The 12,385-nt window shown below is 54.3% G+C and carries 9 protein-coding genes and 2 pseudogenes; 4 read left to right on the top strand and 7 right to left on the bottom strand.

The features are described 5' to 3' along the window. Positions 1 to 52: 52 nt before the first annotated feature. The 3 genes from ACOI7Z_RS19080 to soxR all read right to left on the bottom strand — a co-directional run bounded on the left by ACOI7Z_RS19080 (position 53) and on the right by soxR (position 3,179). Entirely contained in the window at positions 53 to 1,402 is a 1,350-nt protein-coding gene (locus tag ACOI7Z_RS19080) for an NCS2 family permease (protein WP_004206333.1), read from the bottom strand. A 390-nt stretch (positions 1,403 to 1,792) separates the two neighbouring features. Beyond that, complete coding sequence (locus ACOI7Z_RS19085; RefSeq protein WP_080901798.1) at positions 1,793 to 2,461, bottom strand: glutathione S-transferase family protein; 669 nt, start codon at positions 2,459 to 2,461, stop codon at positions 1,793 to 1,795. A gap of 259 nt (positions 2,462 to 2,720) precedes the next feature. Further along, positions 2,721 to 3,179 carry a redox-sensitive transcriptional activator SoxR gene (gene soxR, locus ACOI7Z_RS19090; protein WP_004206331.1) on the bottom strand — a complete coding sequence of 153 codons (459 nt, stop codon included), beginning with the start codon at positions 3,177 to 3,179 and terminating at the stop codon, positions 2,721 to 2,723. A gap of 84 nt (positions 3,180 to 3,263) precedes the next feature. Here soxR and soxS point away from each other — a divergent pair, with 84 nt between their 5' ends. Beyond that, positions 3,264 to 3,593 (top strand): superoxide response transcriptional regulator SoxS, encoded by a 330-nt coding sequence (gene soxS / locus ACOI7Z_RS19095; RefSeq protein ID WP_023291646.1) that lies wholly within the window; start codon positions 3,264 to 3,266, stop codon positions 3,591 to 3,593. On the opposite strand, the gene ACOI7Z_RS19100 is transcribed toward soxS, so the two are convergent. Continuing rightward, positions 3,578 to 5,182 carry an EAL domain-containing protein gene (locus ACOI7Z_RS19100; RefSeq protein ID WP_087848891.1) on the bottom strand — a complete coding sequence of 535 codons (1,605 nt, stop codon included), beginning with the start codon at positions 5,180 to 5,182 and terminating at the stop codon, positions 3,578 to 3,580. The genes soxS and ACOI7Z_RS19100 overlap by 16 nt on opposite strands. A gap of 508 nt (positions 5,183 to 5,690) precedes the next feature. Here ACOI7Z_RS19100 and ACOI7Z_RS19105 point away from each other — a divergent pair. Next, positions 5,691 to 5,972 carry a YjcB family protein gene (locus ACOI7Z_RS19105; protein ID WP_002885064.1) on the top strand — a complete coding sequence of 94 codons (282 nt, stop codon included), beginning with the start codon at positions 5,691 to 5,693 and terminating at the stop codon, positions 5,970 to 5,972. Positions 5,973 to 6,018: 46 nt separating this feature from the next. On the opposite strand, the pseudogene ACOI7Z_RS19110 reads toward ACOI7Z_RS19105, so the two are convergent. Further along, positions 6,019 to 6,267 (bottom strand): annotated as a pseudogene (locus ACOI7Z_RS19110) (ABC transporter permease); the annotation flags it as partial. Positions 6,268 to 6,358: 91 nt separating this feature from the next. On the opposite strand from ACOI7Z_RS19110, the pseudogene ACOI7Z_RS19115 reads away from it, so the two are divergent. Beyond that, positions 6,359 to 6,627 (top strand): annotated as a pseudogene (locus tag ACOI7Z_RS19115) (inositol monophosphatase family protein); the annotation flags it as partial. Positions 6,628 to 6,654: 27 nt separating this feature from the next. Here the strand turns inward: ACOI7Z_RS19115 and iraM are convergent. After that, the gene (gene iraM, locus ACOI7Z_RS19120; protein ID WP_023291644.1) at positions 6,655 to 7,008 is read right to left on the bottom strand and encodes an anti-adapter protein IraM; all 354 of its coding nucleotides are present in this window, start codon (positions 7,006 to 7,008) and stop codon (positions 6,655 to 6,657) included. 552 nt (positions 7,009 to 7,560) lie between these two features. Then, positions 7,561 to 9,984, bottom strand: a complete 2,424-nt coding sequence (bamA, locus tag ACOI7Z_RS19125; protein ID WP_087848892.1) for an outer membrane protein assembly factor BamA — start codon at positions 9,982 to 9,984, stop codon at positions 7,561 to 7,563. 624 nt (positions 9,985 to 10,608) lie between these two features. On the opposite strand from bamA, the gene ACOI7Z_RS19130 reads away from it, so the two are divergent. After that, positions 10,609 to 12,369 (top strand): tannase/feruloyl esterase family alpha/beta hydrolase, encoded by a 1,761-nt coding sequence (locus ACOI7Z_RS19130; protein WP_087848893.1) that lies wholly within the window; start codon positions 10,609 to 10,611, stop codon positions 12,367 to 12,369. Positions 12,370 to 12,385 lie beyond the last annotated feature (16 nt).

Genomic DNA, 12,385 nt, shown 5'->3' on the forward strand with positions numbered 1-12,385 from the left:
GGCTTAAAAATAAAACGGGCGGCCTGAGCCGCCCGTGAGGAGCACAAAGGGTTTAAATCGCCCACCCGCCGGCGTAGAACACCACCAGCGCCACAGCGATAATCACCGTGCCGAGGTTCAGCTTGCGCCACTCGCCGGAGACCAGACGGCCGATCACCAGGGTCGCGAAACCGATCATGATGCCGGTCACGATGTTGCAGGTCAGCACGATAAACACCGCGGTGATCAGGCCAGCCATCGCGTCAACGAAGTCATTGAAATCGATCTTCGCCACGTTGCTCAGCATCAGCAGGCCGACGTACATCAGCGCCGGCGCGGTCGCGTAGGCCGGCACCAGATAAGAGAGCGGAGAGAGGAACAGGATCAGCAGGAACAGGACCCCTACCGTCACCGCGGTCAGGCCGGTTTTACCGCCGGCTGCTGTACCCGCCGCCGATTCGATATACACCGCCGCCGGCGCCGCCCCGACTAAGCCAGAGAAGACGCTGCTCAGGGAGTCGGTGGTCAGCGCTTTACCGCCGTTGATGATCTGTCCGTCTTTGTCCAGCAGGTTCGCCTGACCGGCCACCGCGCGGATGGTGCCGGTGGCGTCAAAGACCGCCGTCATCACCAGGGCCAGTACGCTGGGCAGCACGACCGGATTCAGCGCGCCGACGATATCCAGACTGCCAATCAGCGAGTTGCCCTGGTCATCGCTCAGGGATGGCATGGCGAAAATCCCGGAGAAATGGACGTTAGGATCGAAAATCAGGCCGACAATCGACACGCCGATAATGGTCAGCAGAATACCGCCCGGTACCTTCATTTTTTCCAGACCGATGATCACCGCGAGGCCAATCAGCGACATCACCACCGGGAAGCTGTCAAAGTTCCCCAACGCCACCGGCAGACCGTCCAGCGGATTTTTGATCACCAGGCCAACGCCATTGGCGGCAATCAGCAGCAGGAACAGACCGATCCCGATCCCGGTACCGTGGGCCACGCCCTGCGGCAGGTTGCGCAAGATCCAGCTACGGATGCCGGTTGCCGAGATCACCGTAAACAGGACGCCCATCAGGAATACCGCGCCGAGCGCCACCGGAATACTGATGTGCTGCCCCAGCACCAGGCTGAAGGCGGTGAAAGCGGTCAACGAGATAGCGCAGCCGATGGCCATCGGCAGGTTTGCCCATAATCCCATCGCCAGCGAGCCAACGCCCGCCACCAGACAGGTAGAAACAAACACCGCGGCCGGCGGGAAGCCCGCTTTTCCGAGCATGCCCGGCACCACGATGACGGAGTACACCATTGCCAGAAAGGTAGTAAGACCTGCAACAATCTCCTGACGCACGGTGCTACCGCGCGCCGAAATTTTAAACCAGGCGTCTAATGAACCGCCGGTACGCGCTGAAGGCGTAGACATAGAAAACTTCCCCTGAAAATTTTTATTGTTCGTTGATATGCGTGGTGGACCTTCCACTGCCAGTTAAACGCGATCTCCTTGTACCGAATCGCAGCGCCAGGGGGGCCGCAAAAAAGCAAACGTTTAACTCCGCGCATACACTACGGTGTGTCAACCTTATCAACTCCCCCCGGCTAGCAGAAAAAAGAGGGAGTAAAACAGAAAGGCAAACGATTATCCGGCCTTTAGATAACCCTTTTCAACCGATGTTTATCGTATTTCGCTAAATTTCGCTTATGACGAACAGAAAATAACCAGCCGATGCGCAAACGTTATCGTCCATGCGCAATCCGCTAACAATTTTTTAGTGAGTTGCTTTCATTTAGCCGCGTCATCGGATCCGCTGATACTTCAGGCGCCGGGTAAGGTGAAGGGGCCGCCGCGCTCGATAGCCCGCTGCCAGGCCGGGCGCTGCTCCACCCGCTGTCGCCAGGCCTCAATATGGCGAAGATCATGCATGCCGCCGCGGGCCAGCAGCGCCATCACCGGGAAGCTCATCTGGATATCGGCCATGCTCAGCCGATCGCCGGCAAACCATGGCCGCGTGGCAAGATGGTCGTCAATGAACCGCGCATGGGTGGCCAGCTGAGGATCGAGCCACGCTTTCTGGATACCTTTGCCCAGCAGCGAGCCCAGCGAGCGGACGCCAAAGGGCACCGGGGGTTTGCCGAGGCTGGCAAACACCAACTTCATTAACAGCAGCGGCATCAGCGAGCCTTCGGCATAGTGCAGCCAGAAGCGGTACTGCAGTTTGTCATCCGCGCCCTGTGGCTTCAGCAGCCCATCGCTGTCCCAGCTCTCCTGCAAATACTCAAGGATCGCTCCGGACTCCGCCAGCACATTGCCGTTGTCTTCCAGCACTGGCGATTTACCCAGCGGGTGGATTTTCTTCAATGCCGCTGGCGCCAGCATCGACTTTTCCCGCTGATAGCGGACTATCTGATAAGGCAGCTGTAGCTCCTCCAGCGCCCACAGTACGCGTTGCGATCGTGACTGATTAAGATGATGTACCGTCAGCATGGGCCTCTCCCGTGGTTTGTTCAAATTAACTATAGGAACAGGCGCTGATTGCCGGGAAAATTTCGGCAAAATAGTGAGGAAAAAACGGCGGCAGATGCCATAGTTAAAGTGTCGACGCAAACCGGAACCTCCATCAACAGATTGCGCAATACTGAGGGACGTCGACGTCGGGGGAAACCCTCTCGTGAACCAACGAGATAATGCGAAAGACCAAGACCGGAAAACAACTAAAGCGCCCAGTTGTGGCGCTTTAGTTTTATCACTCCTCCTCCAGCAGCCGGGCGCCGGTCCCCTCTTCCCCCAGTTTATCGCCCGGGTTGCGTAGCGGGCAGTCGCGCCGCGATAAACAGCCGCAGCCGATGCAGCCGTCGAGCTGGTCGCGCAGCGCCGTCAGGGTGTGGATACGCCGGTCCAGCTCCTCGCGCCACTGTGATGACAGCATTTTCCACTCTTTTGCGCTGAGATTGTGCCCTTCCGGCAGCACGCCAAACGCGTCGCCGATGGTGGCCAGCGGGATGCCGATACGTTGCGCAATTTTGATAATCGCCACCGCGCGCAGGACATCGCGCCGGTAGCGCCGCTGATTGCCGGCATTCCGCTGGCTGTGGATCAGCCCTTTACTCTCATAAAAATGGAGGGCCGAGACCGCCACGCCGGTTCGTTTTGCCACTTCCCCGGGCGTCAGCAGCATTTTGATGCGGGGTGATTTCTTTTCCATAAAGCGCTTTACCTCAAGTTAACTTGAGGAATTATACTCGCCCGCAGACAAAACGACGAATCGAGAATTGAGAGAGGCCGCTTTATGTCCCATCAGGATATTATTCAAACACTGATTGAATGGATTGATGAACATATCGATCAACCACTTAACATTGATGTAGTCGCCAGAAAGTCAGGATACTCGAAGTGGTACCTGCAGCGGATGTTCCGCACCGTGATGCATCAGACGCTGGGGGATTATATTCGTCAGCGCCGTCTGCTGCTGGCGGCGGAGGCGTTGCGAACCACCCAGCGGCCGATCTTTGATATCGCCATGGATCTGGGCTACGTCTCGCAGCAAACCTTCTCGCGGGTTTTCCGCCGGGAGTTCGACCGCACCCCCAGCGACTACCGCCATCAGATCTCCGCGTGACGCGACGGCTGAGGCACGTTCACGGGCGCGGGCGCATTGGCTAACCACTGCATAAACTCCCGCGCCGGCATCGCTTTCGCAAACAGCCAGCCCTGGCAATACTGCACGCCGCGCTTGTAGAGCCAGCTTACCTGCTCAGGCGTCTCCACGCCTTCCGCGATAGTCTTTAGACGCAACCCGCGCGCCATCTCGATGATGTGTTCGGCAATCAGGTGGCTGGTGTTGTTGGTGGTCAGCGTATCAACGAAGGTTTTATCGATTTTAAGGATATCGACGTTCAGGGCGTGCAGATTATGCAGATTCGAATAGCCGGTGCCGAAATCATCGATGGCAATTTCATAGCCCGCTTCGCGGAACGCCTGAATCACCGGCGTGGTCTTCGGTACGTCGATAAACCCCCGCTCGGTTACTTCGATTTTGATCTGCCCGATACAGACCGCATAGCTGCGCGCTTTCTCACTGATCTGTGAAATCAGCCGCGCCGAGTGGAAATCCGACGCAGAGAGATTGATCGCCACGTACAGCTGCGGATGGCTGGCAAGAAACTCTCCCATTTCGTAAAACAGCTCATCCACCACGTAGTCCGTCACCTGGGCAATCATGCCTTCATTTTCCGCCAGCGGAATAAACTCCGCCGGGTTCATCACCGGACCGTCAAACCCTGGCCAGCGCAGCAGCGCTTCCGCCCCGACGCAGCGGTTATTTTTAATATCGATAATCGGCTGGTAGTGCAGGCGCAGCTGGCGGCAGCTCAGAGCCCGCTGCAGCATATTGCGCGGCGAGTGATACTGCCGGCGGGTGCGCGACCACACCAGCACCAGTAAAATACTGCAAATGATCCCCAGCGGCAGCGTCAGGCTGGCCTGGTCACAAAAGTTATGATAATAGCTGGCCCGCGAGGTGGACATAATGACGGCGATCGGCCGGATAGCGGAGCGGGCTATCGTATACACCCGGCCATTCTGATTAAAAAAGGTATCGCCTTCGCGAATTAACGCATGGAGCTCCGCGGGCTCGACATTGTTACTCACCGAGAAAAAGAGGTTGGTTTTGGTATCGAACACGCCATAGGCTAAATCGCGATCGCTGGCGATTACCGAGCTGTACGAGAAGGGATTGACCACCACCACATAGGGCCCCTTCTGCATATAATTCATGGCAAAGCCGGGATAAAACGGCGTGTCCCGGTAATAGTAAATCGCGACATCCGGCTTTTTGGTGTAATTGGCCGCCGGCATCCGCCAGCCGGTTTGCTGATGAACGGACGTTGAACAGATAAAGCGCTGGCCGTTAGCGTAGATCAGATCTTCTACATACAGCAGGCCGCGAACGATATGCAATAAATAACGCTGATGGTCCGCTGAGCACAGCTCCCCGCGATACTGGCTGGCTTTCGCCCGGGCCTGATCCGCTTCGCGGATGACCATTTCCGTTTTTTGCAGCGCCAGCTGCGAAAATGAGTGTAATTGATCAATGGTTTCGGCTTTCGCCCGCAGTTGGGCAAACCACAATGCCAGTACCACTGGCAATAAAATAACCAAACCCGTTCCGATGAGCCTTAGCGCCTTATGCGGCGTACTGTCACCCATTTACGCTTACATCCATGCGATATGCCTTAATTAAGGTAGCCCAAACACGTTAGCAATCGCGACTGCGATAGACATCAGCCGATTTCCGCCAGCCCTCACGGGCGTCAGCTTTACCACTGACAGGGAAGAATAATACTTATTTATCAGGTATTCGGAAGATATTCCGCCAAGATTAAGAATAGACGCGCTTCTGACTCGGTTTCTCCGTGTATTAAACAAGAACAAGTAATAAAACCCGCAGAATAATAATCATTAGCAAGAGAATGAAAATAAGATCATCGGAGGTTGCTCACTAATATCCACATAAATAGCATTGTTATTAAGCGCAGCGAAAGCTCATTTTTTGACTGGTGAATAAAGCACCAAGTGTGATATAGTTCACACAAGTTGATGAAACAGAAATGGCGTTTCATCACTCTCTAGTAGGCCAGTTGAGACCAGAGCGCTATGCCATCGTCAGTCGCGCCAGGTCGTCCATGGCTCTCCGACTTTCTTTGAGGACAGGTTAATGGCTTCCATTACTACCAGTGTTGTGTTGTTGCGCTGGCCCCTGGTGAGCGCGGTACTGATGTTTCTTGCCAGTTCACTGAATATCCAACTTCGCAAAAGCGATTATGCCGGTCTGGCGGTGATCTGCAGCTGCCTCGGCCTTGCCGCCGCCTGCTGGTTCGCCACCGGTTTGCTCGGCATCACCCTGCTCGATATTGCCAAAATCTGGGGCAATATCAAAGATGTGATGATTGAAGTCATGAGTCAGACACCGCCAGAATGGCCAATGATGATGACCTGAGGTTAAAAAGCTTCCCACCGGGAAGCTTTTTCGTTTTCTGCAGCCCTTATTTCCCCAGTCTCGCCATCATCTCCGGACGCATAAATTTATGGATCACCACCATAAAGAGCAGCGATGGCGCCAGCAAAATCAGCGCGGTATTCGACAAGACCTGATAGTTACCCGACATGCTGGCGTTATTGAGCAGCAGCGGTAGCGTAGTGACATCCGGCGCCCCGACGAAAAAGGTGCCGGTAAACTCATCCAGCGACTCCAGAAAAACAAAGATGCTGGCGGCAACGATCCCCGGGGTGGATGATGTCTGCTCTGATAACGCCGCCGGCGCCGAACTGGCCGCTAACCAGCTGTTGCGCAGCGGCTGGCTCAATACTCTCCCTTCCACCTGGGCCGTCACCCTCCTGCTCGACGCCGGACTGGAATATCGCCGCTTCGGCGCGGGCGCCCTGATGCTGGCGCATGTCGCCGCCGGCCAGCTCCATGCCTATTATGAAGCGCATATGAACAGCTGGGACGCGCTGGCAGGCATGCAGTTGATTGAGGAGACGGGCGGAACGTGCAAGCGTTTCTCGCCAATGAGGGGCTACGGCGAGGTAACCGCGTGCTGGCCGGCTGCGCAGGCGTCCAGCCACGACTGGCCGCCCTGCTGGAGAAATGACGCCATACCGCCCCCGGCGTGGCCTGACTAACGCCAGGTTTCGCTGCGGGGAATATTATTCGGGCAGCGCTTAATCGCGCAAAAGGACTGGTAAAAACAGGAGTCAGACCGCTCGCCGCCGGCATGGTACGGGCACGATGGCCGCTCGCGTAATATTTCCCACTGCGCCTCGTCGTACACCGCAATATTGTAGATTTTTAATGAATGATACTGGTCATTAATTAAAACTCTTGAGGAATAGAGCTTCATTGTCTCACCGGGCAGCAGGATCACATCGGCCTCGTACCACATAATAAATTTTAAGAAACGCAGGCTGGATATCGCCGAAAAGGCGATGCCGGATTGCGGGCAGATCAGAGTATTAAGAATAGTCCATTTCATATTCCTTCCTTATATAAATGCTACAAATTGTTACCGTATATAGTGATAGCATTCATTAATATAAACTGCAAGCATCCCTGACAATTATTTGACTTAAGACAATTCCTAACAACATACTCCATTATTAGTAACGTTTACTTTTCGTCGAGAGATTAATGATTAGACGCTATAAAAATAGAAACAAATCAACCTAAGAAAAGAAAATACAATAAAAAATAAGATTAAATAAAAATAATTGACAATATGTATTAGTCCCTTTGGATGAGTCTTCATCCATTCGTATCAGACGATGTGGCGCTGAGCGTCGCCAAAGCTTCCGCCGGCAGAGAGGACGACGACAGCCAGTTATTTATTGCGCGGTTGCCTCGGCGTACGACAACAGACCCGCGCAGCCATCAGGCCGCGCTCGGGTAAATGTCTTTGGTATATCGCCATAGCGAATATCTTAGCGATAATATCGCCATGGCGATTGATCTTATTTAGCTCAATCCGTATGTCGGGGTACCGTCTACAGAATATTGCCACACCGGTCTAATAGGCCCCGCTGGGGCCTTACCAGGTTTTGCCGATATTAAACTGAAACTGCTCTGCTTTATCGCCATCATACTTTTTAAATGGCTCTGCCCATGAGAAGACCAGTGGACCGAGAGGAGACATCCACTGCACGGCAATCCCAGCGGAGAGACGAATATGACTCGGATCGCCGTAGTCAGGGATCCCTGCCGCCTGCGTCTGCGCGGTGTTTTGCCAGGAGGTGCTCCAGACCGTCCCCGCATCAACAAACAGCGAGGTTCGCAGACTATCGGCATATTTGTCATTCACAAAGGGGGTTGGAATGATAAATTCGCTGTTCAGCACCGCCATGGCATTCCCGCCGACCGCATCAGATGAGGAGTCCAGCGGGCAGGCGCTATAGCTGCTTTCGCTGCCGTTACAACGGTAATAGGCCGCTTTAGGCCCGATGGTGTTAGATGAGAAGCCGCGCACTGTCGACGAACCGCCAGCGTAAAAGTTATCGTAGAACGGCACACTTTTGCCGTCTAACCCGCCGGCATAGCCTGCACGCAGGCGTTCCATCCAGATCCAGCGCTTATTCTCGTTCAGTGGCAGATACTGGGCAGTGTCAAAGGAGAGTTTGTAATAACTGTTATCCGAGCCGGGGAGGGTCAGTTTTCCGCTAAGGCTGCTTTTGTTTCCCGCTCGCGGGAAAAAGCCGCGGTCGAGGTCGTTGTAACCCCATCCAATACTCACAAAATAATCGTTGGCGCTATATTTCGCGCCGCTGTCGCCATCTTTCGTCACCACGCTGGGCTCGATTCCGCGAGAGCTGAGGTAGCGCCAGGTCGACAGCTCCGGATCCATATTAGTCAGCCGATTATGAACATAATCCAGTCCCAGGTTCAGGGAGTTATTTTCGCTAATTGGAAACCCCAGCGTACTGCCTAAGCCGTAGCTCTGCTGGTTATAGCTCCCGGCGTCCGCATCGGAAGCATCATAGCTGTTATAAAAAATCTTTCCGCCCAGGCTAATGCCATCGACGGTAAACCACGGATTCGTCGCCCCCAGTTCAAGATAAGACTGATAGCTGTTGCGCGTCCCGTTGAAGCTAACGCTGTTGCCCGTTCCCAGCCAGTTATCCTGAGTCACGCCAAGCTGATAGCTCACGCCGCTGTCCGTTCCAAATCCCAGGCCCACGTTAAATGAGCCGGTGTTGCGCTCCTTCACCTTGTAGACCACATCGACCTGATCCGCCGTCCCACTAACCGGAACGATCTGCTGTTCAACGTTCTCAAAAAAACCCGTTCGGTCAAGACGTACTTTCCCTTGCTCGACTTTTTCGTTGTTGAGCCACGCCCCTTCCATTTGACGCATTTCACGACGCAGCACCGCATCCCGGGAGGTGTCGTTACCGGAAAAGCGGATCTGGCGTACCGAGTAGCGGCGACCCGCGTCGACCTGAATATGCAGCGTCATACGGTGATGCGCATCATCGATTTCCGGCGTGGTCGTCACTTTCGGCCAGGCATAACCATACTTGCCGAAACGCTTTTTGATCTCATTTTCAATCGTGGTGACTTGCGCCCCGCTATACCATGCCCCCGCCAGCGGCTGGGCAAGGGCCTCGATCTCCGGTCCATGCTGCGCCAGGTCGCCTGTCACCTGAGTTCGGTCGACCCGATAACGTTCGCCTTCATTGAGGGTGATGGTGATATACAGGGATTTTTTATCTGGCGTCATACTGACCTGCGTGGACTGGATAGCAAAGCGCGCATAGCCGCGATCGAGATAAAAACTGCGCAGCGTTTCCAGATCGGCTTCCAGCTTCTGTTTCTGGTATTTTTTATCCGCTACCACATTCCACCACGGCACATTATCGCGTAGCTGAAGCTGGTCCAGGAGCGTCTCTTCCCGAAACGCCTGATTACCGATAATGTTTATTTGTGCGATTTTCGCCGATACGCCTTCCTGAAAGACGAACGTTAAGTCAACGCGATTACGCGGTAACGGTGTCACCACAGCGTGAACCTGCGCGCTGTATTTCCCCGCGCTGTAATAGAAATCCTGCAACCCCTTTTCTATTTCGCTAAGCGAATTTCGATCCAGTGCGCTACCTGCTGAAATACCTGTCGCGGTGAGATTTTCCTTTAACGCATCATCCTTCACCGACTTATTCCCGGAAAAACTGATGCTGGCAATAGTGGGCCTCTCCTTAACCTGCACCACCAGCGTTTTCCCAGCGCGCAGGATCTGCACATTCTCGAAATTGCCGCTCGCATACAGCGCGCGCACTGCCTCGCTGACTTCCTCTGCCGTCACCGCTTCTCCCGCGTGCAACGGCATACTTAATAGCGCCGCCCCGACGGTCACGCGCTGCAGCCCTTCAAAACGGATATCATCAACTTGATATGAGGTTGCGGCGTACAACGTTAAAGGGGTAATCAATAATCCGCTGATGATATGAGTCTTTTTTAACATGAATGTGTCGTCTACGAGATAATGAGCAATAGCAGTTATCTGCTGGCGTTGAGCTTATTTGTTCAGATTGCGTATCTAAGATATGCGACAGAATTAACCTGAGCGAGACGCAGAATTACATGCAATTATGGCGACAAAATGGAGAAAAAAAGGATGTTAAATCATCTTTAAAAATATATTTAAGGATGGAACTTTTCCTGAACTCCGTGGTTCTAATGGCCAACACCAGAGCTATATTTAGATTTGCCTGAACGGTTTTTATTGAAAAAGCCCCCTTTCTTGCTAATGGAAAGGGGGAAGGATCTCGTTAGGAATGTTGTTCTCTGGAATCACCAGGAACAGGCACAATCATATTCTTAAAGCCAGCAGATATAATGAAGAGAAATTGAATAAATTATGCAATCGACATCACAACATTCTTTCATGTATTTACCGCCAGATGACAATGGAGAAAATCTCCATATTTTCCTCAAAATAGCAGAATACAGTAGGGACGCCTTATCAAGGCATCAAGGAAAGTCTATCGTTATCTACAATAGCCAAGCAGTGGCGCCTCGCCAGGGAAGGTGAGGCATAGGATTCACCATCCTGCCGCCTCCCACCATCAATCACAGGGAATTGCGTATGTCACGCTTACTTAAAACGATCTTACCCATCATTATCTGCACCCTCTTTGGGTTACCGTTCGCTTCGCCGGCGCAGGCTGCCTCCAGTCTGCAGATTGTTCTCCCCGCGCTGACATGCGATACGCTGAGCGCTACCGACTTCAGCGCCGCCGTTGGCGCAAAGGTCACTATCAACCACACTGAAATGCAAACCTCCGCGCAGGGAAGCTGGTGCAAGGTGAGCGCCACTATCGCCCCCCAGATTGGCGTGCAGATTGCCCTGCCGACCCAGCGCTGGAGTCAACGTTTCTTGCAGGTCGGCTGCGGCGGACTGTGCGGGAGCATTAACCTGAGTCTGTCGAATGCCAGCGGCTGCCTGCCGGCAATGAACGGCGAGTTCGTGGTGGCAGCAACCGATATGGGGCACCATGGCAGTATGATGGATGCTTCATGGGCCGAGGATCCGCAAAAGCGCATCGATTTTGCCTGGCGCGCCAACCACCTGACCGCAGTGCTGACCAAAGCGGTGATTCAGACGCTTTACCGCCAGCCGCCAAAATACGCGTACTTTATGGGCTGCTCAGACGGCGGTCGCGAAGCATTGATGGAAGCACAGCGCTTTCCGCAGGATTTTGACGGTATCAGCGCTGGCGCGCCTGCGGCCTTTTTCCAGTTTCAGAATTCCTTCTTCCACGGCTGGAATGTGGCCGCCAATCAGCGTCCCGACGGTACCGCTGTCTTGTTGAAAGATCGCTTACCTTTGATTCACCAGGCCATACTGGCTCACTGCCCGACGCTTTCCGGCGTGCAGGACGGCATCCTGCAAAACCCGTATGCCTGCCAGTTCTCTGAGACTTGGCTCCCCCGCTGTCCTGCCAACGCTCAGGACCGTTCCGCCTGCCTGACACAGGAAGAGATTGAGGTAGTGAAAAAGCTCTACCGCGGCGCTTACGACAGCCACGGCGCCCAGTTCGTCGCTGGCGGTCTTCCGCTGGGCTCCGAGCTACGCTGGCCGGTGCCGGAGACGCCGACCGGCCACTCAATGTCGGAAATGATGGTACTACCGGCTCTGCAATCCGTGCTCCTGCCGGGAGGAAAACAGAAGATCCATTCGATGCGGGATTTCCCACTTAATCAGCAGAATTTTGACGCCGTCGCTCAACTGGCACCGCTCTATAACGCGGCAAATACCAATCTTCATGCCTATCAACAGCGCGGCGGCAAGCTTATCCTGTGGCACGGTCTGGCCGATGACTCCGTCAGCCCAGCCTTTTCTATCGCCTATTACCGCGGCGTAGAAGCAGAGATGGGCCATGCCGCAACGGATACCTTCCTGCGGTTATTCCTGCTGCCTGGGGTAGCACATTGCGGTAATGGCGAAGGTTACGATCAAATTGATCTCCTTACCCCGCTGATGCGCTGGACCGAGGAAGGCATCGCGCCGCAAGAGCTTATGGCCGGAAAACGGGCGTCAGCCGCCGCCAGGCTGCCGCCGATGACAGAAAAACCAGATGCGCAAACGCAGTTTCACGGCATGCAGAAAATCAGTCAGCCTTACGCTGACGCCACTCCAGCCGTTATCGCAACGCGTCCGGTGTATCCCTTCCCAGCTATTGCCCGTTATAACGGGCGCGGCGACGTGAATGACGGCGAAAATTATCATGCAGAGCAATCAACCGCGTTTGGTCATCTGCAGGTGGCAAAACCCGCCAGCGACTATATTGGCCCTGATAACCAAAAAAATTATCAGGTTCGCCGCGGCGAGCTCACCGTTCAATAAACCCGGGGCTCCTCAT

The organism is Klebsiella sp. C283, from assembly GCF_048822555.1.
Taxonomy (GTDB): domain Bacteria; phylum Pseudomonadota; class Gammaproteobacteria; order Enterobacterales; family Enterobacteriaceae; genus Klebsiella; species Klebsiella quasipneumoniae.